The sequence below is a fragment of the Alteromonas sp. KUL106 genome (genome assembly GCF_009811415.1).
Taxonomy (GTDB): domain Bacteria; phylum Pseudomonadota; class Gammaproteobacteria; order Enterobacterales; family Alteromonadaceae; genus Alteromonas.
The window spans coordinates 21,249-46,791 of the sequence record NZ_BLIG01000015.1; the positions used below are offsets into that span (position 1 = coordinate 21,249).

16 protein-coding genes are annotated in these 25,543 nt (G+C 44.8%); 8 read left to right on the plus strand and 8 right to left on the minus strand.

Translation table 11 applies throughout. The features are described 5' to 3' along the window. The first annotated feature begins 13 nt into the window (after nt 1–13). The 6 genes from GVO63_RS05210 to GVO63_RS05235 all read left to right on the plus strand — a co-directional run bounded on the left by GVO63_RS05210 (nt 14) and on the right by GVO63_RS05235 (nt 10,112). Entirely contained in the window at nt 14–265 is a 252-nt protein-coding gene (locus GVO63_RS05210; protein WP_159578385.1) for a hypothetical protein, read from the plus strand. 204 nt (nt 266–469) lie between these two features. Further along, complete coding sequence (locus GVO63_RS05215) at nt 470–2,389, plus strand: Cache 3/Cache 2 fusion domain-containing protein (RefSeq protein WP_159578386.1); 1,920 nt, start codon at nt 470–472, stop codon at nt 2,387–2,389. Between the two features lie 165 nt (nt 2,390–2,554). Continuing rightward, nucleotides 2,555–4,174 (plus strand): M1 family metallopeptidase, encoded by a 1,620-nt coding sequence (locus GVO63_RS05220; RefSeq protein WP_159578387.1) that lies wholly within the window; start codon nt 2,555–2,557, stop codon nt 4,172–4,174. A gap of 337 nt (nt 4,175–4,511) precedes the next feature. Further along, nucleotides 4,512–8,516: an ExeM/NucH family extracellular endonuclease gene (locus GVO63_RS05225; RefSeq protein WP_159578388.1), complete on the plus strand. Its 4,005-nt coding sequence runs from the start codon at nt 4,512–4,514 to the stop codon at nt 8,514–8,516. A 16-nt stretch (nt 8,517–8,532) separates the two neighbouring features. Then, complete coding sequence (locus GVO63_RS05230) at nt 8,533–9,093, plus strand: hypothetical protein (RefSeq protein WP_159578389.1); 561 nt, start codon at nt 8,533–8,535, stop codon at nt 9,091–9,093. A gap of 131 nt (nt 9,094–9,224) precedes the next feature. Next, nucleotides 9,225–10,112 carry a WYL domain-containing protein gene (locus tag GVO63_RS05235; RefSeq protein WP_159489273.1) on the plus strand — a complete coding sequence of 296 codons (888 nt, stop codon included), beginning with the start codon at nt 9,225–9,227 and terminating at the stop codon, nt 10,110–10,112. Nucleotides 10,113–10,250: 138 nt separating this feature from the next. Here the strand turns inward: GVO63_RS05235 and GVO63_RS05240 are convergent, their stop codons facing one another. The 4 genes from GVO63_RS05240 to GVO63_RS05255 form a co-directional block, all read right to left on the minus strand. Next, nucleotides 10,251–12,377, minus strand: a complete 2,127-nt coding sequence (locus GVO63_RS05240; RefSeq protein ID WP_159578390.1) for a response regulator — start codon at nt 12,375–12,377, stop codon at nt 10,251–10,253. 91 nt (nt 12,378–12,468) lie between these two features. After that, nucleotides 12,469–13,629 (minus strand): pectinesterase family protein, encoded by a 1,161-nt coding sequence (locus GVO63_RS05245; RefSeq protein ID WP_159578391.1) that lies wholly within the window; start codon nt 13,627–13,629, stop codon nt 12,469–12,471. Nucleotides 13,630–13,633: 4 nt separating this feature from the next. Beyond that, nucleotides 13,634–15,100 carry a glycoside hydrolase family 28 protein gene (locus GVO63_RS05250; protein ID WP_159489287.1) on the minus strand — a complete coding sequence of 489 codons (1,467 nt, stop codon included), beginning with the start codon at nt 15,098–15,100 and terminating at the stop codon, nt 13,634–13,636. Nucleotides 15,101–15,134: 34 nt separating this feature from the next. Continuing rightward, a complete protein-coding gene (locus tag GVO63_RS05255; RefSeq protein WP_159578392.1) occupies nt 15,135–16,340 on the minus strand; it encodes a glycoside hydrolase family 105 protein in 1,206 nt (401 codons plus the stop codon). Nucleotides 16,341–17,021: 681 nt separating this feature from the next. Here GVO63_RS05255 and GVO63_RS05260 point away from each other — a divergent pair. Both GVO63_RS05260 and GVO63_RS05265 read left to right on the plus strand, forming a co-directional pair. Continuing rightward, nucleotides 17,022–19,721 carry a TonB-dependent receptor gene (locus GVO63_RS05260; protein ID WP_159578393.1) on the plus strand — a complete coding sequence of 900 codons (2,700 nt, stop codon included), beginning with the start codon at nt 17,022–17,024 and terminating at the stop codon, nt 19,719–19,721. Between the two features lie 175 nt (nt 19,722–19,896). Next, nucleotides 19,897–20,853, plus strand: a complete 957-nt coding sequence (locus GVO63_RS05265) for a rhamnogalacturonan acetylesterase (protein WP_159578394.1) — start codon at nt 19,897–19,899, stop codon at nt 20,851–20,853. A 125-nt stretch (nt 20,854–20,978) separates the two neighbouring features. Here the strand turns inward: GVO63_RS05265 and GVO63_RS05270 are convergent, their stop codons facing one another. The 4 genes from GVO63_RS05270 to uxaC are packed head-to-tail and all read right to left on the minus strand — an operon-like array spanning nt 20,979 to nt 25,535. Further along, on the minus strand, nt 20,979–21,950 hold the full coding sequence (locus tag GVO63_RS05270; protein ID WP_159489289.1) for a sugar kinase: 972 nt from the start codon (nt 21,948–21,950) through the stop codon (nt 20,979–20,981). Further along, on the minus strand, nt 21,947–22,585 hold the full coding sequence (gene eda, locus GVO63_RS05275; protein WP_159578395.1) for a bifunctional 4-hydroxy-2-oxoglutarate aldolase/2-dehydro-3-deoxy-phosphogluconate aldolase: 639 nt from the start codon (nt 22,583–22,585) through the stop codon (nt 21,947–21,949). The genes GVO63_RS05270 and eda overlap by 4 nt, the downstream gene beginning before the upstream one ends. Continuing rightward, nucleotides 22,585–24,117: a mannitol dehydrogenase family protein gene (locus GVO63_RS05280; protein WP_159578396.1), complete on the minus strand. Its 1,533-nt coding sequence runs from the start codon at nt 24,115–24,117 to the stop codon at nt 22,585–22,587. Before GVO63_RS05280 ends, eda begins: the two co-directional genes overlap by 1 nt. A 2-nt stretch (nt 24,118–24,119) precedes the next feature. Further along, nucleotides 24,120–25,535: a glucuronate isomerase gene (uxaC, locus tag GVO63_RS05285; protein WP_159578397.1), complete on the minus strand. Its 1,416-nt coding sequence runs from the start codon at nt 25,533–25,535 to the stop codon at nt 24,120–24,122. Between the last annotated feature and the right edge of the window lie 8 nt (nt 25,536–25,543).

The window sequence follows — 25,543 nt, forward strand, 5'->3', positions numbered from 1 at the left end:
CAACAAACGAACTATGGCAAAACCCAATGCGAAAGGCCCTGTAAGAACAGTTCAAATCGTTTGCGCGAAGTGTAAATCTTTGCTGTTGAAATACCGAAAAGGCGGGAAAGGTGCGCTAGTAAAATGCTTTAAAGAACGAATTGTCGAAAATTATACTGAGGATGAAGGTATTTGCCCCTCGTGCGACAGCCAGTTTGCCAGGAGTACACTTATTCGCGGGACGCCGGCACTAAAAATGGTGGGTGGGAAAGTCAACATGAAATAGTTACTCAACTTGGGTGCTTAGCGTGCCAATTAGATTTTAATTTTATACGTTTTAATAATTTGCGCTAATGTAAAAATGTTCTAAATTAAGTAGATGTAAGGTCACTGTGTTTGTGACCAGTGCAAAAAAATGGTCCAAAAATGACGGAACATGGGATTTCAAGGGAGTGAGAAACGGGATTTATTAACCAAAATGAGAAATTAGATGTCTATTCAAAGAAAGTTTCTGTTCTCCATTGCAGCGGTTATTGGTTTGTTTGCAGCCATCGTGGCTATTGTGACTGTATTAACCACCTCCGCCTCCATTTCTAAGCAAGTTCAAGATCAAAAAAACAGTGCCGCGGATAGACTTGTCAATATACTTACTGTCACCGACGCCATTATGCTTGAACGTGTGAAAAGCAGTATGGCGCTTCTTAAACAACGAGGTGAAGCATTAGGCGTTCCGAATCAAACCGACTACGTTACGGTGAAGGATACACAGGCGCGGCAAGTTAGGTTGGGCACAGTAGAACAAGCTAATTCTTTTGACTTGGTCGATGGTCTGACCGATGTGATGGGCGGAACGGCCACAATCTTTAGCAAAACGGGTGATGATTACATTCGCGTGAGCACGAATGTCATAAAAGATGGTGCACGTGCCATCGGGACAAAATTAGCCCCTCAAGGAAAAGCCATAAAGAAAATTAATCAGCGAGAAGCATATTATGGCGCCGTTGATATTTTGGGCAGTCCTTACCTTACGGGTTACGAGCCCATGTTTAATGGTTCCGGAGACGTTATTGGTATTTGGTATGTGGGCTATTCCGCTGATTTAAACGTGCTAGAGCAAGCCATTAAAAATAGCCGTGTTCTGGAAGACGGTTTTGTGGCACTTCGAGATGCTAAAGGGAATATCCGAATGCACTCATCTCATGTAAATGGCTCGCAAGTAAGCAATGCTTTAACGAATAGTAGTGACTGGATCATAACGGAAGTACCGTTCTCACCCTGGGGGTATGACATTATACTCGCTGCATCTGCTTCCGAGAAAAGTGCATTGATAAGTGGTGCGGTGATGGGAGTGGTGTTTAAAATAGCCGTAGGCAGCGCGTTTATACTAATAACCATTTGGCTTTTGGTGAAATACATCGTTGGTAAGCCTTTGGATGAGTTTATCGAGGTCGTAAATAACTTGTCCTCGGGAGATGGCGATCTGACCTTCCGCTTCCAAGCTTCTAGCAGCGATGAGTTTGGTATAATGGCAAGAGCGTTTAACGCTCTTTTGAGCCAGCTCCAAGACACCTTGCAAAGTGTAGATGAAGCGACTGATCAAATGTTGGCCAAATCCGAAACGCTCAATGAAACGGCCATGCAGTCCCAAAAGACAGTTTCGCAACTCGGCAGAGAGACAGAGTCGATTGATAACGCGATATCACAAATGCAACAAAATACAGTGGCTGTTTCTTCTACCATTCAAAGTTCAAGTGAGGCAGCTCATGCGGCCGACCAAGACACCAGAAACAGCGTTAATGTGCTAGCGCAAACTATTAGCGATATTCAATCTCAAGCGAATGACGTAGATGCATCTGTACAAGTCATTTCCGAACTTGCGCAAGCCAGTGAAGAAATCAGCGGTGTAATGGAAGTTATTAGAAACATTGCAGAACAGACCAACTTGCTTGCATTAAACGCTGCAATTGAAGCAGCAAGAGCCGGTGAACAAGGTCGAGGGTTTGCTGTGGTGGCTGACGAGGTACGCTCATTAGCTAGCAGGACGCAGGCTTCTACCGAAGAAATTCGCATCATGATAGAAAGGTTGCAGCAGGGAAGTCGCGTGGCCTCGGAGAAAATGCAGCAAAATAAAGAGACGGCGTTTAAAACGGTAGAATCTACAAAGCACGCTGGCGATTCATTGAAGCAGGCGCTAGATGCCGTTGCACGAATAACCACCCTAAACCAAGAAGCCGCCAGTATGGCGAGTGGGCAAAGCACGGTTGCCGATGAAGTGAATAAAGGTGTTATCAGTATTCAGCAAGTGGGACATGCGAACAGCGATTATGCACAAGAAGTGGTGGATAATTGCGAAGCCTTAGTGAAAAGGATAAAGCAAATGCAAAGTCAATTGCGTCGATATCGATTTTAATGTGTAACGTAGAGCCGTTATTGTGGGACAAACTCCACCGTTTTTGCGGCTGACACTGATAGTAACAATTTCGAGCACGCCTAAGAGGCCTTATCAATTGATAAGGCCTTTTTTCATCATTATGCTTGGTACAAAAGGATTCCTCCAAAAAACGGATAAACTATAATGAGACGAATAACTAAACTGGCGATGGTCGTGGCGAGTGCGTGTGCTTTTACTTCTCTGTCAACCACATCGGCTGTGGCGCAAGAAACGGCTTTATCATCAGCCGTTGCGCCGTTAAAAAAAACACTGGCCGACGTTGAATATCGCTTACCCTCGCATGTTGCTCCTACGTTCCAACGCATTCACCTTAATATTGACCCTGACGTTCCAACTTACACAGGAACGACAACAATTGATGTCACAGTAAAAAAAACAACACATAAAGTTGGTTTTTATCAGCAGGATTTGACCGTAAGTTCTGCCCGCTTGGTGTCAGGTGAAACTATCATTCCTCTCTCCGTTTCTATTAGTGATTACGATATAAACTGGGGACAAGCGCAAAGCGAAATTGCGCCTGGTAAGTATCAGTTAGAGATAAACTTTGAAGGTAAGATAAACACCTCATCTGACGGTATGTATTTATCTCGTTTTCACTTGGCCGGCGCAACCGTAGAAAACAAAACATGGGCTATTCCACTTAAACTCACTTATCAGTCAAACGGTAAAATACACAACGACGTTGTGTTTATCGATAAACAAACGACCGTGTTACCTCAGCTTGCTGAAGCAGACTGGGTATTTCCTAATGATGATGCGACCGGTTATTTCCGCTGGTCAGTTGAGTCGAGTCAGCTTAATGCATTACTAGACAATGTTGATGCACTTAATAAGCGAGAGAAGAAAAACCTGCTCTACAATTATCAAGCGCTTCTAAATGCTGATGAAGTAGGTATAGACAGCGTAATGAAGGTGCTAAATAGTTTAGCCAAAGACAAAGACCCTGCGGTAATACGCGCAGCAGTTAGCGTATTAGAAGAGTTTGATTACTTGGTAAATGACCAAAATCAGGACGCGTATGCAGCGCTTTTAAACAAAACGTATATGCCGCTATTAACGGAGCTTACGCTTAGTCAAGGTGAGCAAGATAGCGCTGATGTGATCCGTTTGCGCAATCAGCTTTACAGCTTACTGGGTGCGTATGCCAATAGCGAAGCGTTAGTAGAGCAAAGTGTTGATATTGCAAAACAATACCTCGACGACACGACAAGTGTACCTTCGGGTATTGCAGGTACAGCTATTGAGATAGCGACCAAAAACAGCAATGACGGCGATCAGACCAAATGGTTTAACACAATCATTGACGCGTTTAAAAAAGCCCAGCTACCCAACGTGAAAAGTACGTTGGTGTATTCAATGCACTTTGAAGACAAAGCCACGGTTTTCAAAATGCTAGATTTAGCATTGACCGACGAGATTACGCCGGCAAATACCATGTATATGGTCGTACGCGTAGCCCGTAACCTTGATGATCATTCGCTGTTATACGAATGGCTTGATGAAAACAAAGACGCACTTATCAAAAAAATGCCTGACTATCATGTGAACCGTATGCCAGAGTTTGTCTCTACAACATGTTCCGCTGACAATTTGCAAATGGCTGAAAACTTTTACGGAGCGCTAAGCAATAAATACAAAGGAATGGCAAGAGGCGTCGAAATTATGCGAGACGAATCTAAACAATGCTTAAGGCTAAAAGCCGCGTTTCAAAATGATTTTGACCGCTACCTGAGTCATCAGTAACGGCAGAAAATCGCGCAAAAAGTGATCGCGTACATAATCTTTAAGTAACAGAAAAGAGCGTCTTTTGGGCGCTCTTTTTTTGTGCATAAACGTTTAAATTGCACGCTTTTGAGTCATAAAAATGTGTCAACCCTGAAACACTTCAGGTTTGTTACAAATCAGCTTTCCCTATACCTAAGTACAGTGGAGTTAATAAATAAATAAACTTATTTTAAGCCTCTAAACTATTGATTCTATTGATGTGTGACGTTTCTATTATTATTTTCATTAAGTGCTTGCTGCGTATACCTATGTATAAGAATTTATACGTTCCTTATATAAAAAGCGGAAAGCAAAAATGGTCAATGAGGGTAACACACAAAGGTATAAGCTGCGTAAATCAGCTAAAGTCGTCAACGCATTATTAGCCGGAACGTTGTCGTTAGGCGTCGTGGCTTTGAATGCAACAGCAGATACGCTATGGCAGGAAGATTTTGAAGCCAGCGAGCTTCAAGGTAAAGGAGCAACTGGCCCTCTCGGTGCAGGGAATAATGTAACAATTGATGGGGTAACCCGCTGGTCAATTGATGTTTCAGCTGGCGAATTGTCAGCAACGTCAGACTGGTTTCGCGTAGAAGCGGGCGCCATGCAAGCGCGTGACGTAGACGGCGAAGTGGTTTGGTTGAGTGAGTCTATCGATATTTCTGCTGCAGGTGATATTACGATTAATGCAGAGCTTTCTCAAAGCGGTGATTTTGAATCTGCGGACTACATCGATGTATTTTACTCGCTAGATGGCGGCGCGTTTGAGCTAATCACGCTTACAGAAGGGGCATCGAATACCGTGCAGGAAAACTTCGGTTCTGCGGCGGTAAATGAAACAATCGGAAGCGGAAGTACATTAGTCTTAAAAGTGGCCATGGCCAATAATGCTGGTTCTGAATATCTGAATTTAAACAGTATTTCAGTTACAGGTTCTGGGGCAACTGATGGTGGAGACAGCGGCGGAAATCCTGATAACGGCGGCGATCCTTCAAACGCGCTTCTTTTCTTAAGCGGTACTTGCTTTAATTGCCCTGATTTAGAAGCGATTAATTTAGCGAGTGGTTTTGTTGCATCAGACTATTACGCGGCCCTAGATGCAGCTATTGCGAATGGTGATAGTGCACAAGCACTTAAAGAAACCACGCATAACATTATTGAAAACGGTCATCGCGCGTTGTCATACTCTGAAGTATGGACAGCGCTAACTTACACCGATGAGGACCCTGCAAATACCGACAATGTCGTCCTGTTTTATAAAGGTGTATCGCAAGGGAAGTTTACGAATGGAAGCGGTAGCCAAAGTAACAACCCAGACAACTGGAATCGCGAGCACGTATGGGCCAGCAGCCATGGATTCTCAAGCAATAGTTTAACCGCCTACACTGATATCCTCCATCTACGTCCCTCAGACATTTCAATTAACAGTTCGCGCGGTAACTTAGATTTCGATTTTAGTGACGGCGAACTTGCTGAAGCGCCTGCTAATCGCGTTGATAGCGATTCATTCGAGCCTCGCGATGCGGTAAAAGGCGATGTAGCTCGCTCTATGCTTTATATGGATGTGCGTTACGACGGAAACACTGCCGGTGATACGGAAGAAGATTTAGTCTTGTTAAATCGCTTAACGTCTACCGAGGAGGCTGCATTCGGCAAGCTCTGTGTGTTGCTTCAGTGGCATGAGAGCGACCCGGTAGACGACTTTGAACGCCGCCGTAACGAACGGGTGTATGAATTCCAGGGTAACCGTAACCCGTTCATTGATAAGCCTGAACTTGCTTCGCTTATTTTTAACGAAAATTGTGATAGCACTGGCGGTGATACCGGCGGGGATACAGGTGGTGATACCGGCGGTGACACAGGTGGTGATACCGGAGGTGACACAGGTGGTGATACAACACCCTCTACCAATAGCGTTTATATCTCAGAGTATATTGAAGGTGGGAGTTTTAACAAAGCGATTGAGCTTTTCAATAGCTCAACTCAGCCAGTGAGTTTAACGGGATATGAATTGGTTCTACTGTCTAATGGTGCCACGGGCGATGCAGATCGCAAAGTGCTCGCGCTTGAAGGCGAGATTCCAGCAGGTGGGGTAGCAACGTTTGCTCACGCGCAAGCCGATGCTTTACTCACAAGTGGTTCTACGCTTAGCAGTTTCGTTATGAACTTCAACGGTGATGATTACATTGAGTTGGTATACAACGGCCAAGTTGTAGATGCATTGGGTACGTATGGCGTTGATACCGACTGGGGTAAAGATGTCACGTTAGTGCGTAAAAGCTCAGTGACAAGCGGGAATCCTGATCGCAATCCAGCGTTTACACTTGACGAGTGGGATAGCTTTCCAAAAGATACGCTGAGTAATTTTGGTGCCCATAACGGTTCTGTAAGCGAGCCAACAGAGCCAACAGATCCTTCCGACCCGACTGATCCAACAGACCCAGTTGTAGAGGTGGTACTGATTAGTGCAATTCAAGGTGACGGAGACGAGTCAGCACTGGTTGGCACCGATGTAATTGTTGAGGCTGTAGTAACAAAGGTTGTGCCTGCCATGAGTGGATTCTTCGTTCAAGAAGAAGCGGCTGATTCGGATGGCAATGCATCAACGTCTGAAGGCGTGTTTGTTTATGCGGGTTCGTTTAGCTTACCAGAAGCAGGTGACGCGGTGCGTTTGCAAGGAACGGTAGGCGAACGCTTTGGCGTAACCCAATTAGCCTTGTCTGCAGATGTTGAGGTTACTGGTATCGGTAGTAGTGTGCTTTACACTACAATTGCTATGCCTCTTAGCCCAGCAACGCGATTAGAAGCACTAGAGGGCATGCATATTAGTTTTGAGCAAACGCTTAAAGTGACTGATATCTATAATCTAGGGCGTTACGGCCAGTTTAACGTGTCTTCACAGCGCTTAATGATCCCTACAAATCAGTTTGTAGCGGGATCAGAAGAGGCGGTAGCGCTAGCGGAAATCAATGCGCGAAATACCTTATTAGTTGAAGACGGTAAAACAGCACAGAATTTGGATGGTATTCCTTTCCCTGTTGGCGGCTTGAGCCACAACAACCCACTTCGCTTGGGAGACAGTGTTGAAGCCCTTGAAGGTGTTCTGCACTACGCCTTTGGCGCCTACAATTTAATTCCTCTAGGCGATATCCAAACGGTGCGCACTAATCCACGGATTGCTGCACCTCAGCTTAATGCTATCGGAGATGTAAAAGTTGCCAGCTTCAATGTGCTCAACTACTTTAACGGTCCAGACTTCCCAACGTCTCGCGGCGCAGACTCACTTGCTGAGTTCGAGCGTCAAAAAGCGAAAACCATTGCAGCTATTGTCGCAATAAATGCCGATGTACTCGGTCTTGTTGAAATTGAAAACGATGGTTACGGCAGTGATTCAGCGATTGCTACATTAGTTGACAGCGTAAACGCAGAGCTTGGGAGTGATGAATACAGCTACGTTGCTCTCGAGTCACAGCTAGGCGGTGATGAAATTGCAGTAGGTATTATCTATAAGCCTGCTGTGGTTTCTCTCAAGGGAAACCCTGTTACCTCATCTGACGCACCATTTGACTTTGGTAACCGTCAGCCGTTGCTGCAAAGCTTCAGCGTGAACAGTAATGGCGAAGACTTTACGTTTGCGATAAACCACTTTAAATCAAAAAGTTGTGGTGACGCGACAGGCAACAACGCAGACTCAGGTGACGGTCAAGGCTGCTGGAATGAATTGCGCACCCAAGCAGCGCAAGGCCTGATTACGTTAGTTGAGCAAAACAGCGAAGTTTTGTCAGACCGCGTTATCGTAATGGGGGATTTGAATGCCTATGCGAAAGAAACACCTATTCTAGCGTTAGAAGAGGCTGGTTATAGCAACTTGGTTAACTTCTTCGTTGGCGATGGAGCCTACTCGTATAGCTTCGGCGGCGAAATGGGTTACCTAGATCACGCTTTATCTAGCCCTTCGTTAACTGAATATGTGGTAGATGCAACGGTATGGCATATCAATGCCGATGAGCCTCGCGTATTCGACTACAACGTTGAATTTAAATCGGAAACTCAGCTATCTAGCTATTACGGTGCTGATGCATATCGCTCGTCAGATCACGACCCAGTAGTGGTTGTGCTCAACTTTCCTGAAGAAGTCACCGTTGGGGATTTAGACGGTGATAACGATGTGGATTACAACGATATCATGGCCTTTTACCAGCTGTTTTTACAAGGTCAAGCGACGGGTGAAAACTACGATTTCAACGGCGACGGTTCAATTAATTTCTTCGATATTCAAGCATTAATGGCGATGTGTACACGCGCTAACTGTGCAATTTAATTTTAGGATAATAACAATGAAAAAATTCTTTTTACTACTAATAGCTGCCGCTGCCTTCAACGCAAACGCTGCGATTATTTCGATTACAACTGATAAAGATACCTATAAGGTTGGCGAGACAATAATGGCCACGGTGAGTGCTTCTGAGTTGTCAACAAATGGCGTTCAGACTTACTTCTTCGGGTATGATATATCTGTTTTGTTTGATTCGCTTTTTGTGAGTTTAGACCCAACTAAGGTTATGGATCTAGGTGCTATTGGTATGCCACTTTTTGGGCCACTGAATACTAGTTCAGCTAATTCAGCGTCACTAAGTAGTGCTACTATATTCCCGGTAGACCTTTTTCAAGCTGGCAAAACTAAAGTAGACATTTTTTCGTTTGCTTTAGTAGCGTTAAGTAGCGGAATGGTCGACCTTTCATTTTCTAAGGCTGAATTATCGAACAACATTGGATTTAATATTTTCGTCGCTACTGCCCAAGGAACAAGCTTCACCATTGCACAGGTCCCAGCACCAGGCACTCTTGCACTTTGGCTTTTGGCTTTTGGCTTTAGGCGGCATGGCTTTCGCTCGTAAACGTGCTAAGTCATAAACCTCAAATACTAAAAGTTTAAGCCCAGCCACGTGCTGGGCTTTTTTATTTCTTTAACTATTTACATGCGGCTTTAAATAAACCACACTGAATAAAAATACACTAAGTGCGCACTATGTTAGATACTATTTCTTTTTCTCAGCGTCAGCGACTGGCGTATATCGATTTCTGTCTACTGTTTAAAGGGGCTATTCATCGCCAAGATTTAATAAATCGTTTCGAAGTAGGTTTATCGGCTGGCTCTCGTGACTTTACGCTCTACAAAGAACTTGCCCCTGGTAATTTAATATACGATCCACGAGAGAAACGTTATTTCCAGACGGAAACGTTCGTACCTGTTTTTGAACATGATGCAAGGCGCACGCTGGTAAAACTTGCGAACGACATATCAGACGGGTTTGATGCTATCGGAGATATACACTTTCCGGTAGAAAGTGCCTCATCGTTGAACGTGCCCGATATTTTTGTTGTAGCGAAAGTGGTTCAGGCTATCGTCAATAACAAAGCCATTAGCGTGATATACACGTCATTATCCAGCGGTAGCGGCGCGCGCGAGTTAGTACCACACAGTATAGTTGACAACGGTCAGCGGTGGCATGTTCGCGCGTTTGATAGAAAGTCACAGAGCTTTCGAGATTTCGTGTTAACCCGCTTTAGTAAGGTCACAGTAAAAGCCGAGCCAGAAGCACACGAATGTATCGAGAATGATAAAGAGTGGGGAAGGCTTATCTCACTTGAAATAGTGCCTCATCCGAAAAATATTAATTATCCCACCGCAATAGAGCTTGATTACGCTATGGAAGAAGGCGTACTTAAACTAGAAGTACGAGCCGCCATGGCTGGCTATTTATTGAGACGTTGGAATGTAGACTGTACCAAGCATGCAAGTTTGCGCACTGGTGAGTATCAACTGTGGCTCAGAAATCAGCAAAGCCTTGCTAATACTGAAAACCTTGCCATCGCCCCGGGATACGTTGTAAAGGAAGAACCTTACGCTGTGTAACTTTTATGTACGCTTGCAAAGGCTTATGCGGATTGGTAATTACAAGTCCCCGTAAGCGTTAAGTGTGATGAACAGTGATTAATCACCCTTTAACATTGCGCAAGTACCATCAAGTCGTTACTTTAAAGATAGAGTTTGTCATGCACCCACGTACTTTCTTATGCATGTCAGCAGCGTATTTTTATCTAACGGCTTGGTGAGAAAATCATTCATGCCTGCTGCGAAGCACTCGTTTTTATCTTCGGCAAAGGCATTTGCGGTGAGGGCAACAATGGGGGTTTTTAGCTCAAACGTTTTGCGTAAAATAGTCGAAGCTTCAATGCCGTCCATGACAGGCATATTGCAGTCCATCAATATTAGGTCAAAATCATGCTTTTTGCAGACGTCGACAGCGTCTGAACCGTTTTTCACATGAAGAAATTTATACCCTTCGTTTTGCAATATTGCTTTCACGATTTCGGCGTTTATTTCATTATCTTCAGCCAATAGTATTCTTTTGTTCTTATTGATGGCGTGAATGTTTTGTTGTTTAGCAGGTTGTTTCTTGATTAACTTAGCTAAATCGTTTTCTAACTCTCGTCTATTAATTGGCTTTGCATGGGTCTTCCAAATGAGAGACTGTATGTCTTCCTCATCTTCCAAGCGTTCTAATTCTGCGGATATCAAAATGACTTTAGGAAGCGCGTCTGGATCCATGGTTTTGAGTTGTGTGATTAACTCAGTGCCGCTCATTTCTGGCATGGAAAGGTCTAAAATAATGACTTCATAACTTAGAGGATCATCGTCTAAATAGGCCTTTGCGCTTTCATAGCAAGTGGATTTAATCGAGAGAGAGGAGACGATATGCTCAAAATACTCTCTACTGGTTTGCAAATCGTCAATGATTGCACACCGTATATTCAGGTTCTTTTCTATGATGATTTCTGGAAGCTGGGTTTCTTCTGCTTTCAAATCGAACGTAAACGTACTGCCTTTACCCATTTCGGAGCGCACTCGAATGTCACCCTCCATTAGGTTGGCAAGCTGTTTGGCAATACTTAACCCTAATCCTGTACCGCCAAATTCCCGTGTAGTTGTTTGGTCGGCTTGTTCAAATTTTCTAAAAATGGTGTCAAGTTTAGAAGTGGCTATGCCAATACCCGTGTCAATGACATCAAAAATGAGTATATTGCCGTCTGTCCGCGTGACGTAGTTAACCTTCAGTGTGATTGAACCTTGCTCAGTAAACTTTATTGCATTGCTGAGCAAGTTATGAAGAATTTGTGAAATACGCGTGAGGTCGCCCTTTATTACATGAGGAAGAGAGGGGGATTTTACGTAGTGAAATGCTAAGCCTTTGCGCTGACAATATGCGCGCTGTAGCGAGACGACATCATCTAACACTTGAAGCAAATCGACAGGCGCTTGCTCAATTTTTATCTTACCTGCTTCTATTTTGGATATATCTAAAATATCGTTGATGAGAACAAGAAGCTGGCGGCCAGAAGCTTTAGCTTTCTTTAGATAAATATTGCTTTTTTCAGGGTTATCGATCGCCAGTTCTATCATGCCAAATAAGCCATTCATCGGTGTTCGGAGTTCGTGGCTCATGCTAGAAAGAAATTCTGATTTAGCTTTATTGGCTTTTTGCGCTATTTCAGCATGCGTTTCTGCTTCCTCCTTAAGCGCGTTGAGTTTTTTAAATGCGCGTTTTATTTCCAGTTCCATAGGAAAGAAAATGCAGGCTGCTTCAATCGTTAGCAGTAAAAGTGCGGCTAGCCAAAGGTACATCTCTATGGATAGCACCGTATCTACACGACGTTTCGCATCATATTCAAACTGATTTACCACGCTGTCTAACTGTTCAAGCAGGGCAGTAAGCTGCTTGATACTCAATAATCGGGAAGGTTTACATTCGGCGCTTTCTAGCGCTCTCTGAGCACTAGCAATATAGTCATTGACCTTGGCATTTAGCTGACCGTCTTTAAAATAAGTATTAAAACTAATAGCGGGAAGGTGTTCTAACGAGACTAAATACATATGGTTTTGCTTAAACCGCGTTAATGCCTGATTGAGATAGCGTCGCTCATCGCTATCACTGCATATTTCTGATGTCTCAACAAGAAGCGCAATGCGCTGTGATAGCATGCGCTGCTGGCCAGCAATATTGATAATTTCCGCATCCTGCCTTTGATTTTTAATAAGATCTGACAATACAAAAAAGGAAAGTGTAATAAGAGACGCCGTCAGCACAAGGGCAATGATGTATCGAACACGTATAGACATAGAGAGAGGCTTAGCACAGTGATATTCAAAAGATAATAGATACCTAGCGGTTGCGCAATGCACTACAGTATTTACTTACCTCTTTGATACACTATTTCATCCCGATGGGTTGCCATCCAGCTAATATCGCTTTTTTCGTATAGAAGGAAGCAAGTTCCTCGTTCAGTCTATGCGATTCTAATTCGGGAGAATTGACATCATAAGCACTGCCTTCACCGTGGGAATTGTACTCAGCAAACCTTGCTTCTGTGTGAGGGTTAAATAACACCTTTGTGCCTGACGGGCTCGTACCTGCCATACTTGCCCATCGCTCTTGTGAAATATGACCGGCCATATTGGTGTTAATAAAGGTCGCTTTGCCCACAGAAAAAGGGTTGGCGTAACGACCATTCGAAAACGTTGTAGTGGGGTGCCAGGGTCTGCCTAGCGCGACGCTATTGTTCTCCACGCCAGGCTCTCGTTCTAGCCTGCAATTGATAAAGGTCAATCCATATGGGCGCTGAAGGTGTGTACTGGGTGCTGTTATATAACCTGTAAGCCCATTGTCGCCAGACCGCCGCACGCGAGATACGATAGATACGTCCTCGAAAAGCGCGGTACCCTCACCGAAAATAAAATCAATGTGACCCGCTACGACTCCTCCTTGCATCAGAGTTCGATTGCCTTTTAAATACAGGGTGTCTTGATAGCCCCATAGCGCCACGTTATTTAAAAAAAGCTGATCGGAGTGAACATCCGCTTTGAGCGCTACCGCCTGTGTGCCCGATACTCGGGTAGGGTCTTCCTTTGCTTTTGCCTCGTTGCCAGGATAGTCAAAATCATTGGTAATCGTGATATCTTCTAACGTCACGTTCTTACCCTTAACTTCGACAGTGGCAGTGCGCCCCGTTCCCCAGGTTTCACTAGAACGGTCTAACGTTGTTTGGCCTGCATAGCGATTAAAAACTATTGTCGTTTGGTCACGAGAGGCACCAATTAAGCGAAGATTGCTTGCGTTTATGACGACTCGCTCTCGATAAGTTCCTTCCTCAACAAATATTGTCCATATCTTGTCAGCGTGCACCGAATGAGACTCAACAAATGCGATTGCCTGTGAAACAGTATCGAAATGAGGTATCGACGCGTTAGTTACATGCTGAGAAACTAAGACATCGGTATTCACCGGCATTGCGAGAGAAATCCTCGAAAGGAGCATGGTGATGACTAATACATAAGTTCTCAGTAGTAATGTATAGGGCTTTGTCACTACCATTGGCTTACTTCTCTTTTCTCTCGAACGGTTTGTCGTTAACCACAACATTGTTCAATGATAATTGTGCTACGTTCTCGATAACTGCGTCTTGTAATGCGCGTTTGATGACGATGTTATTTAACGTTAACCCTGATATCGGGGTGTGATCGTAGCCGCGCAACATAAATGCACGGTCCGCAGACTCAACATGCAGGTTTTCCACAGTAATATCTTCTAAGAGAGGAGGAAAGTTGCCTGCGTCACCTTCTTCATAAAAGAAGTTTACGACCACCGCATCTTTCACCGTACCAATATTAATATTACGGTAGTTCAGGTTTTTCAGGTGACCACCGCGAATGCTGTTGGTTTTAATTCTGATGCCGCGGTCTAAATCTGGGCTACTCATGTTGCAATATTGGGCATACAGATTTTCTACACCGCCGGATATCTCACTACCAATGACAACGCCGCCATGACCAGCCTTCATCTCACAATGTTCTATTACAATATTGCTGCAGGGTACATTGACACGCCGGCCATCTGCATTACGTCCGGATTTAATAGCAATACAATCATCCCCAGTGTCAAACGTGCAGTTTGAAATAAGTACATTCGTGCAGCTTTCAGGATCGCAACCGTCTGAATTGGGGCCGAAGCTTTTACAGTAAACATCATTAATGGTGACGCTTTTGCAGAGCACAGGGTTTACTAGCCAGAACGGCGAGCGCAGGATGGTAACGCCTTCTATGAGCACATTTTCACAGCGGTAAGGCTGAATAAACGGGGGGCGCAAATAATTATTTTCAAAAACGCGGTCACTAACGGGAATGGCCTTTTCCACCATTTCTTGTAGTGTATCCCGGGTATACTTTTGATTTTCAACCGGATCGTCTCCCCATGCTGAGGTTTTCCACTTACCTTTCCACGGCCACCAGTTGTCTTTTGTGGCACTACCGTCCAGCGTACCTTTACCGGTTATCGCAATATTGGTTTGCTCAAACGCATAAATAAGAGGGGAGTATCCCATTAACTCCATGCCTTCCCACCGCGTATACACATACGGTTTGTAGTCATCAGGGCGGGTAGAAAACCGAATGATAGCGCCTTGCTCAACATGTAGATTTATATTCGACTTTAAGTGAATAGGGCCGTTAGATACCCAGTCGCCTTTTGGCACTACCACTTTGCCTCCACCTTGGCTTGTAAGGTGTTCTATCGCCGCGTGCAATGCTTGCTTAAAATCGCTGTTGTGCTCTTTTAAGAAGTCGGCAACGCTCACCTCGAGTTCGGGAAAAGCAGGGCGCTTTATCATGGCTTTTATAAGGTTTGCTTCAGCGTCCCATTGGCGTTGAGTTCTTCCTGCTTCGGTCACACTTGTACAACCAGATAGGAATGTAGGAACCCCTAATGCCATGCCTGAGGAGGCAACTGCGGTGGCGAGGCCAGACTTTAAAAAGTGGCGTCTGGCATTCGATGAATTAGGTTGGACCATCATTTACCCCTTTGAATTACGTGTCAGCGCTGTTTTACTTATTCAGATAGTGTGCAGCCAGAATAAACGGGCCTACACCTTTCGCGTCATTTGCTCTGATTGGTTCACTCATGTAGTAGTCGAATGACCCATCTCTATATGGGTTGCCACCAAGACCGGCTACAGCGCACACTTTTTCAAGATTGACCACGTTAGTGTCTGGATTCACCGAAATCATTTGGTCAAGAATTCCAGCGAACCCTTTCTCTGCGTACGTTTTGTATTCCATGGGAAGAAGTGTAAGGCTAGCCCCCTTCGCTATCGCGTAGGTCAACATTGCCGTACCGGACGCCTCTAGGTAATTGCCTTTGCGGCTGCCCAAGTCGGTCACTTGATACCAAGTGCCTGAATGATGTTGATAGGCAAGGGTAGCATCAATAAATTTCTTAAAGCGTGCTTGCAACCAAGGGGTTTTTGGGTGCTCGGCGGGAACAATTTCAAGTACGTCTACCATTGCCATTGCGTACCAACCCAGAGAACGTGACCAGTGGTGCTGTGAAAGCCCTGTTTCTTTGTCTGCCCACTTTTGCTTTCTTGACGCATCCCAGCCATGTAAAGGAAGGCCCGTTTTATCGTTGTAAAGGTGCTCTTCGATTAATTCGAATTGTAAAAACACGTCGTCGAGTTCCCTCATATCGCCATACTTAACGATGTATTCGGCATAGAACGGCGCACCCATATATAAGCCATCAAGCCACATTTGTTCAGGGTAACGTTTTTTGTGCCAAAACCCGCCTTGCTCGGTGCGTGGGTGAGTCGTTAACTGAGTTCTTAAGAGATCGGCCGCTTTCTTATACTTTGGGTTACCTGTTTCTTCATAAAGAAAAAACAGCACCTTGCCCGGGTTAATCATATCGATATTGAATTTATAAAGATCATAGGTTTTGATACTGCCATCCTCTTGGACCAGCATGTCATAGTAGCCCTTTACATAAGAGAGAAGGCGAGGGTCTTTGTTGTCTTGATACACCTCAGCTATTGCGAGTAGGTTGAGACCATGGACATAATCCCACTGCGGTGTTTCATCCCAGTCGATTTGCCAAGCTTCAGGGAATCGCACCATTTCGGATTCTATCATTCTGATAGACCACGGTTGTGTGTTGTCGAGAGGCATTTGCACCTCAGTATTTGCATTAGCCGCCGAAGAAACAAACACCGTGCAAGCCACAATGGAAGCTGCGCGTAGAATACCTTTTAGCATAACAAACCCTTATTTTTATAACATTGTAAATACACTTTGTGCTACCGGTAGCATAATGATTTTTTTTTTGCTCATATGTCAACGAAATTATTCATTTTCATTTACTTTTGTTTTACCTTCTATTCCTTAATAATTTATTCAATAAGATTTTGTAAAATAAAGATAATTGCTGTTTTTCGTGCGCTTTTTTCAACTATTGCTATTGTAGATGGTTTTTGGTTTTTTCGCTTTAAATTTCTAAACATTGCAAAAATTTTAAACAAAGTAGTTGCCACCGGTAGCATAACTGGTTAGGATGTAAATCAAATGTAAAGCTTGAGTGTTGTTTTTGGGGTTTACATTATTGCCGAAGAGAAGTTTTGCTCTAATTAAAAATACAGCTGTACCCTGCAACTCTTCTTATTCATGGTTTTAGTGGCTTACAAGGTCACTCTAGAAAAAACTTAGCATTGACGCGTTTTTGCTTCCTTAACAGCCAAAACGTGCCACTAGAAAGCGTGGTTCATTGGCGGTATTTATGAGCAAATGTTTACCGGTGGCATGATGGGAAGTGAAATGATTAAATACGATAAATGTTGAATTTTTGTAAATTTGAATGTTCCACACACACCATTCAAAAGTATGTTCACGTTTTGTCAGTACGCGCGTCTCTTATAAATATAAAAAACCGGAGAAACAACAATGTTACCAAAGAAAAAGCAACTCGCTGTTCTCATTACGCTAGCGTTGTCAGGCGCCTATGTTCACGCGCAAGAAGCCACAGACGAACAAGTCACTGAAAGCGAAGCGCAAAACATGGAAGTCATTGAGGTATCAGGCTTTCGTGGTTCACTCAACAAATCACTGATGGAAAAGCGAACGTCAGTAAACAGCAAAGAATCAATTGTTGCTCAAGACATTGGTAAATTCCCGGACTTAAATATTGCAGAATCTATCCAGCGTGTACCTGGTGTGGCAATTTCTCGTGAGGGTGGGGAAGGGCGTCAAATTACGCTACGTGGTTTGAGCCCGTCGTTTACTCGCACAACGCTTAACGGGATGGAAGTACCAGCCAGTACAGATGGCACTGATTCAGGTGGCGGTGTAAACGGTGGCCGTGGCTTCGACTTTAATATTTTTGCCTCTGAGTTGTTTAATCGTGTCGATATTCAAAAGTCGCCCACAGCGTCAATGGAAGAGGGCGGTATAGCGGGTACAGTTGATCTATATTCAGCAAAGCCGTTTGATTACGACGGTTTTAAATTTGTATCATCACTGCAAGGTGGTTACAACAGCATCACTGAAGAGACTGATCCTCGCGCCGCCTTTATGATCAGCAATCGCTTTGCTGACGACAAGGTGGGGGTCCTTTTCTCTGCTGCGTTTTCTGAACGTACCGTAAGACAAGAGGGGTTCGGCACCGTTCGCTGGACTACGCCGGTACGCGACGGTGGCGGGATTTTTGGCGACACGTCAAATACTGTGGTTAACGGCACGCCGGACGTAGGTGATTGCCAGTATGAAGGTGCGTCTGTTGACCCCATCAACTGCTTGTGGACGCCACGTCTACCACGTCCTGATTATTTCGGTAACGATCAAGAGCGCACAGGTTTCACAGGCTCAATTCAGTGGGCAGCCACGGATAATTTCACAGTTACGTTAGATGGTCTGTTATCTAAACTTGATAACACCCGTACTATGTATAACTTCTTCCACATGTTCAGAAGTACGTTTGAAGATATTACCCCCACCTCTATAACAGTGCATCCCAATGGCAAACAAGTTTTAGCCGGTAGTTATGATGGTATCAAGTCCCGTATTGAAAGCCGCTTGCAAGAATCGACCACCGACTTTAGCCAATTTGTAATATCAGGTGAGTGGTTTATTGGTGAAAACCTTAAGCTTGATATGATGGCCGGTACTGCCGAATCTGATGCACGTTCAGAGCAATATCGTTACAACATGACTTTATTAGAAGAAACCAGCTATGGCTTCGATTTTAGTAACAATAGCAATGCCCCTGAATTGACCTACGGTTACGACGTTAATGATGCAAGTAACTACAACCTTAGTGATGGTCGTTTACGTGCTACAGACGTGTTGCGCGAAAACGATACGGTTAAACTTGATGCGACCTACTTAGGCGATGAGGTAACTATCAAGGCAGGCTTTGCTTACAATGACCGCGTTGTTACCTATAGTGAGGAGCAAATAAATGGCTTCCCAGACCAAAGTTCAGCGGTAGGCTTTGCTGAAATGATGCCAGTAGATGATTTCGGTAGTGGTTTCGATGGACCCCTTGATCCGTTTCTTGTGGCTGACTTCGACGCAATTAACAGTCAATTGCTAGATGTTGTTTGGACACCGCGTTCTGCACAAAGTTGGAAAGTAGGCGAGGAAACCACAGCTGCGTACATTGAGATGGACACGAGTTATGAGATTGGCGATATGCTTCTGCGTGCCAATTACGGTGTGCGCTATGTGAAAACCACCACCACCTCAGAAGGGTTTATTCAAGGCGAAACGGTACAAATTGAGAATGATTACAGCAACTTCTTACCCGCTGTTAATTTAGCCCTTGAAGCAACAGATGATGTGGTTGTTCGTCTTGGTTTGACGCAGTCAATGACGCGGCCAAGTCTGAATTCACTCAACCCTGGCAACCCTAGTTTTGACTACATAAACGGCTCGGTGAGCGTGGGTAACCCTTTCCTTGACCCGTTTACGTCTAACAATGTGGATTTTGGTGTTGAATGGTACTTTGACGATGAAGCGCTGCTTGCGGCAACGGTGTTTTACAAAGACATTGATAACTGGATAGTGCGTGCCTCTGAAGAACGTTTAGTCGATAGTGCTTACTACGATTTTATTGACAATGACGCACAGTTTGACCCGGTAATCGCCCTAGACCCTCGTACTATACCTTATGAGCATAGTAGCCCTATTAACGCAGAAGAGAGAAGTATAAGCGGGTATGAGTTAATTTATCAGCAGCCATTGACCTTCCTACCTGGACCGTTTGAAAACATGGGTATCGTGTCGAACTACACTCACGTTAACGCTGACAATATCGAGGGGATGAGCGAGACCTCTTACAACTTTACCGTGTATTACGAAACTGACCACTATGGTGCACGCGTATCGGTTAACAAACGCGATGACTATATTACTGACTTTATCGGCAGTAATGGTAACGCGTCACATGGAACGACAGGGCCTACACAGGTGGACTTCTCTTCATTTTATAATGTAAACGATGAACTCACCTTGACCTTCGAAGTAATTAATCTCACCGATGAGTACGAGCGTTTGTTCACCACCGGTGACGGTTCTTTGGACTTGGTACGTGAGTATAACCATACCGGCCGTCAGTTCTTCTTGGGTGCTCGCTATAATATGTAACAAAATCAGGTTGCCCATGTGAATTGGTCAATCTGAAATACGCATTAAATGTTGTGTTCCGTGAAGACGGGTGTGTCTGGCCATCGTAATGATGGCCTTTTTTATCTATCTGGACTGGTATGACTCCCTTTTTGCGTACTCCCACAGCGTTTAAAAAAGGATGGTAACTGTACTTATGTTTAAAAAGGATAAAAGTGTGAGAAATTTGAGAAAACGTGCCGCAGGGAGAATGAGTACTATGCTTCGCTATAGCCTTGTAAGTGTTGTTGCCGCAACAAGTACGTTTACATTAGCAGAACTACAAAGCGAAACAGTGCTTCAACATACTCATGCGGCTCAATCGAGCAAATCAAAACTCGCCAGTTCTAACGCTCACGAGCGCACTGAACAAAGCGCCAGCAAGGTGGACGGTGAAGCACATAGAAAAACGCTACCTTACAAAAAGCCCGTGACCTTGCATCTGGTCGGCGATTCAACCATGTCAGACAAGCCTCTGCTGTCATACCCAGAAAGGGGGTGGGGGCAGCTGCTTCCTGAATTTATGTCGCCGAACCTTACCATTAAAAACCATGCGGCAAACGGTAGAAGTACAAAGCGATTTGTAGATGAGGGGCGTTGGCAAGTGCTGCTATCGGAACTCTCAGAAGGTGATTTTGTGGTTATCCAGTTTGGCCATAATGATCAAAAACAGTCAGATCCTGCGCGCTATGCCGACCCACAAAATGCCTATCCAGCCTACTTGAACCAATTTGTGAGAGACGTGGACGCTAAAGGAGCATCAGTGATTATTGCGAGCAGCATATGCCGGCGTCATTTTTCTGAGGACGGTGTATTGAAACGCACTTTGCTGACCTATGCCGATGCTGCAAAGAAAGTGGCAGCGCAATCTAACGTCCCCTTTATTCCCATGAACGCATTAACCTGCGATTTTCTCGCACAGGAAGGCGAGCCTAAGAGCAACCATTACTTTATTAAAGTGCCAGCTGACTTATATACACGCTATCCTGACGGTAAAACTGACGACACTCATTTAAACGTAGTGGGCGCCGCTAAAATGGCGCAGATATTCGTACGAGCGTTAAAAGCGACAGCACACCCACTGGCAGACTATGTTTATCGAGACACGCTGTAATACCATATAGGGTATGAATTGAAGAAAAAGACCGCGAAACGTCAGTGCGCGGTGGGCTGCAGGTGTCTTAGTAAGCGGATTGGTATATTAGGCAATAAAAATGGAAAGAGAATGTCACATACCGGCTAAAGCGACGGTATGTGATTGGTAAACGCGTCACATGATATGATGGCACCGGGGTAAGTAATGACGGTGGCTGCCACCTTAGCGCCATAGCTTGCGCTTTCAACGGGTTTTCTTCCCGCAAGTCTAGCCGCCATATAGCCTCCGTTAAAGGCATCGCCCGCCGCCGTTGTATCAACCACACATTCAACTCGTTCAACAGGTACGATGCATTGTTCTTGCTGACGTAGAATATGAACACCAACGGCGCCGTTTTTCATTACAATTTCATCAATCTGTTTGTCGGCCAAATAGCTAAATATCTCATCAGCATGGGTGTGGCCGAACAGCATTAAATGGTCGTCAGCACCAGGGAACGCCAAGTCCGCTTCGGCGTAAGCCTTACCCGTCCAGTATTTTGCCTCGTCTTGAGAAGACCAAAGGCGTGCTCGGTAGTTAGGATCGAACGCAATCTTACTGCCTTTGTTCTTAAGGCAAGCAATGAGTTCAAAAAGGGCTGTGCGCTGTTCGTCATCTAAAATGGCAATAGAAATACCACTTAAATAAAACCAATCGCACGCAAAGTCAGTGCCCTTCATAATATTAAGCGTCTGCGTTGCTGCAGATTGATTACGCCAGTAAGCGAAGGTTCTTTCGCCCTCGTTGTCATTGCGTATCATATACAAACCAAGGTTACGCGATGACGAGCGGAACACTAAGTCGGTATTGATTTCGTGTTCGCCCATTTTGAATAATAACTCGTCACTTAAAAAATCAGCGCCAATGGCCGTTAAGTAGCTAACGGAGGATGAGGGCAAGCAACGTTTAAAATACACTGCGGTGTTGTATGTGTCCCCTGCAAAACTTTTGGCCATCAGGTCAGTGTTGGTGGTGTCATTACTTATACTTTTTGATGACTCACGCTGTGAGCTTCGAAGCTCAACCATACATTCGCCAAAAATGACCATTCTTTTTTTTGTATCAGCGACGCTCATGCTGCAGCCTCATCAAATAAGGCCAAGCTTTGTTTGCATGCTAAGGTAATGGCCTGCCAGTTTTGCGCCTCAACCGCGGTCTTTGGCATCATCCACGTACCGCCTACAGCACCTACATTGGATAGCGCCAGATAGTCGTGAGCATTTTCGCCATTTATACCGCCGGTCGGGCAGAAGGAAACATCGCTAAACACGCTTGAAATAGCTTTAAGAAAAGGTGTTCCACCGCTAAGGCTTGCAGGAAAGAACTTCATTTCTCGAATACCTTTTTGATAAGCCAGTAGGATATCGGCAGGCGCAGCAACACCAGGTAAGAATGGGGCATTAGAGGCGATAAGTGTATCGAGTAATGTCTCTGAGCTGGTGGGTGTTATCAAAAATTGCGCGCCTGCATCTAACGCTTCGAAAACGTGATTGCGGTTTAACAATGTGCCCATGCCAACCACTAACTCAGGAAAATGTTGTCGAATAGCAGACAACGCGTCAAACGCCGCATCGCTACGTTTCACTACTTCAATATTACACAAACCGCTGTTTGCAATCGCTTCTGCTAAGTGAAGACCTTCGTCGACAGACGTAGGCTGAATAATAGGGAGTAACGGGGCGCCTTTGAGCATGGAAAAGGTACTTATCATCACACGGTTCCTTTTAGTGGGTCTAGCGAGTTCTCCATTAGCCGGTTTGGCACAGACTCTTGCTCACTATTGTCGTTATTGATTTGCGATAAAATATTAAGCAGCAGTTCAACCTTTTCTCGTACCTTTTCTTTAAATGTATTGTTTACCGATAGTTCAGCAAACATGGTATCAAGAGATAATAATTTTTTGGTAAGTGCGTCAGGTTGAAAATTCACGGATTTGGCCGTTGCTCTTAACGCTTCATCGAGCGGGTCGGTGATGGTTTCGTCTAAACGGGCTTTGTTATTAACAAATAAACACCACGCAGCCACGGCAGTGCAAAGCAAATCAATGTTTCGCTTTGCTTTGAGGTTATCCCTTACCGTATCAAGGATACGAAATGGAATTTTTTGCGAGCCATCCCATGCAATTTGTGACAATAGGTGGCGAATGTGCCTATTCTCATAGCGCTTAACAATGTCTTGCGCATACACATTGAGGTCAAAGTCATTGTTACCCTCAGTGTCATCATTAACAAGAGACGGAACAATTTCTTCCTTTAACATAGTTTGAATCAGTTGCTTTATGGCTGGGGTTCGCATTGCTTCGTATACGGTTTCCTTGCCAAGCAACAAACCGATATAGGCTAGGGTTGAATGTGTGCCGTTGAGAATACGCAGTTTTGCTTTTTCAAAAAAGCTCACATTATGCGTAAAGGTAACGCCAACTTTATCCCATGCGGGTCTAGGGCCAGAAAAATTATCTTCAACAACCCATTGAGTAAATGATTCACGCTGGATAGGCCAGTTATCAGTTAAACCCAGCTCAGTGGCAACGTTAGCTTTAAAGCTGTCTTCGGTTGCTGGTGTGATACTGTCGACCATAGTGCAAGGGAAAGCGATATTCTCGCTAATCCATTGGCCTAATGATTCATCGGTTTTGTTGGCAAACTCGGAAACGGCTTTTTGTAGTTTTTTGCCGTTGTCCGAAACATTGTCACAGCTGATGATGGTGATATCTGCGTAACCAGCCTGTTTTCGCTGTGCCAGCGCTTGCACGATAAGGCCAACCGCGCTCACCGGTGTCTCTGGCGTGACCAAATCGGCCTTGATATCCGGATGATCAGTGTCTAGATGACCTTGTGCATTAAGGCAATAGCCCTTTTCTGTCACGGTAAGCGTAACAATTTTTGTTTGTTTGTTTACCAGCGCAGCAACAATGTCTTCACGATCATTGGCTAGTGTAGAGAGGGTTTTAATTGCGCCTATAATGTGGGTTTCAGGCTCGTTATCAACAATACACAACGCATAGAGATTGTCTTGTGGACCTAACGCGTCTTTAAGTGATGCGCTGCGCATTGATACACCGTGAATACGCCAGTCACCACCGTACGCTAACGCCTTTTCGGTGTAATACGCTTGGTGCGCACGGTGAAATGCGCCCGGGCCAATATGCACAATGCCACACCCTGTTGCATTAAGGTCATAATTGGGTTTGCTTACGCTTTCACTTAAGAGAGGAAGCGTTGCAATAGATAACGGCTTTGTCATGTTTACCCCAGTTTGTACGCTTGCTTAGCAAAGTCATAAGTCAGTTTTCTGGCAACACTGGCCGCTTCTGTTTCGCTGATGCGGTGCTCCACCACAAGTTGTGCAAGAAAACGACAGTCTATGCGTCTGGCAACATCATGACGGGCAGGAATAGATAAGAATGCGCGCGTGTCATCGTTAAAACCAACGGTGTTGAAGAAACCTGCTGTCTCTGTCACTTGATGTCTAAAGCGCAACATGCCCTCAGGACTGTCGTGGAACCACCATGAAGGGCCTAGCTTGAGACAGGGATAATGGCCTGCGAGTGGTGCTAATTCACGGCTGTAAGTGGTTTCGTCTAATGTGAATAGAATAATGTCGAGGTTAGGCTCGTTACCGTATTTACCGAGCAGCGGTCGAAGTGCGTTAACAAAATCTGTCTGCATTGGAATGTCGTGGCCCTTGTCTCGGCCAAATTGAGCAAACAGCTGACTGTTGTGGTTCCTAAACGAACCTGGGTGAATTTGCATGACCATGCCATCCTCCACGCTCATTCCCGCTAGTTCAGTAAGCATTTGGGCTCTGAATAGCTCTTGCTCCTCTGCGTTACTTATCCCACGTCTTACTTTATCGAACAGGGCGATACACTCGACTTCGCTTAAATCAGCGGTGTTTGCGGTGGGATGGCCGTGATCTGTTGCGGTCGCACCGTGCTCTCTAAAGACGGCGCGCCGTGCGCGAATGGCGTTCAGATAGCCCTGCCAAGTTGTAGTATCTTCACCCGTTAACGCTCCAAGCTTTTCAATATTTGACGTAATGTCCTCGCGCGAGGCATCGACGACATCGTCGGGTCTGAAGGTTGTAATGACGCGCTTTGCCCATGGCGTATCTTTGATTGCCGCGTGATGAGGAAGAGAATTAAGTGCGCCTTCGGTGGTCGCAATCACTTCGATGTTAAACCGATCCATTAATGCACGAGGCTTAAAGTCATCCCTTTGAAGCTGTGCAGTGATGTGATCGTAATACTGGGTCGCGTTGTCGCTACACAACATTTCTCGTAAGCCAAATACGTCGTGAAATACGGTGTCTAACCATAAACGCGAAGGTGTGGCAGCAAACAAGTGGTAATTATCAGCCAATAATTTCCAAATTTTGCGGGGATCTTTTTCTGTTTCGCCACCATCCCAGCGAGGCACACCAATATCCGTTAATTCAATGCCTTGGCTATAAAGCATTCTGAAAACATAGTGATCAGGTGTGATAAATAATTCAGTTGCATTGGTGAAATTGTTGTTTTCTGCAAACCAACGGGGGTCAGTATGGCCATGCGGACTGATGATAGGGAGATCGCGTATTTCCTCATACAGCGCACGAGCAACACGTCGTGTCGCTTCATCGGCAGGAAATAGTCTATCTTCATGTAGTAATATCGGTTCCATAACGCTCT

What these genes read in the sequence shown, in the direction of transcription:
- GVO63_RS05210 (WP_159578385.1), top strand. Translation starts at nt 14, where the DNA reads ATGGCAAAACCCAATGCGAAAGGCCCTGTAAGAACAGTTCAAATCGTT.
- GVO63_RS05215 (WP_159578386.1), top strand. Translation starts at nt 470, where the DNA reads ATGTCTATTCAAAGAAAGTTTCTGTTCTCCATTGCAGCGGTTATTGGT.
- GVO63_RS05220 (WP_159578387.1), top strand. Translation starts at nt 2,555, where the DNA reads ATGAGACGAATAACTAAACTGGCGATGGTCGTGGCGAGTGCGTGTGCT.
- GVO63_RS05225 (WP_159578388.1), top strand. Translation starts at nt 4,512, where the DNA reads ATGGTCAATGAGGGTAACACACAAAGGTATAAGCTGCGTAAATCAGCT.
- GVO63_RS05230 (WP_159578389.1), top strand. Translation starts at nt 8,533, where the DNA reads ATGAAAAAATTCTTTTTACTACTAATAGCTGCCGCTGCCTTCAACGCA.
- GVO63_RS05235 (WP_159489273.1), top strand. Translation starts at nt 9,225, where the DNA reads ATGTTAGATACTATTTCTTTTTCTCAGCGTCAGCGACTGGCGTATATC.
- GVO63_RS05240 (WP_159578390.1), bottom strand. Translation starts at nt 12,377, where the DNA reads ATGTCTATACGTGTTCGATACATCATTGCCCTTGTGCTGACGGCGTCT.
- GVO63_RS05245 (WP_159578391.1), bottom strand. Translation starts at nt 13,629, where the DNA reads ATGGTAGTGACAAAGCCCTATACATTACTACTGAGAACTTATGTATTA.
- GVO63_RS05250 (WP_159489287.1), bottom strand. Translation starts at nt 15,100, where the DNA reads ATGGTCCAACCTAATTCATCGAATGCCAGACGCCACTTTTTAAAGTCT.
- GVO63_RS05255 (WP_159578392.1), bottom strand. Translation starts at nt 16,340, where the DNA reads ATGCTAAAAGGTATTCTACGCGCAGCTTCCATTGTGGCTTGCACGGTG.
- GVO63_RS05260 (WP_159578393.1), top strand. Translation starts at nt 17,022, where the DNA reads ATGTTACCAAAGAAAAAGCAACTCGCTGTTCTCATTACGCTAGCGTTG.
- GVO63_RS05265 (WP_159578394.1), top strand. Translation starts at nt 19,897, where the DNA reads ATGTTTAAAAAGGATAAAAGTGTGAGAAATTTGAGAAAACGTGCCGCA.
- GVO63_RS05270 (WP_159489289.1), bottom strand. Translation starts at nt 21,950, where the DNA reads ATGAGCGTCGCTGATACAAAAAAAAGAATGGTCATTTTTGGCGAATGT.
- eda (WP_159578395.1), bottom strand. Translation starts at nt 22,585, where the DNA reads ATGATAAGTACCTTTTCCATGCTCAAAGGCGCCCCGTTACTCCCTATT.
- GVO63_RS05280 (WP_159578396.1), bottom strand. Translation starts at nt 24,117, where the DNA reads ATGACAAAGCCGTTATCTATTGCAACGCTTCCTCTCTTAAGTGAAAGC.
- uxaC (WP_159578397.1), bottom strand. Translation starts at nt 25,535, where the DNA reads ATGGAACCGATATTACTACATGAAGATAGACTATTTCCTGCCGATGAA.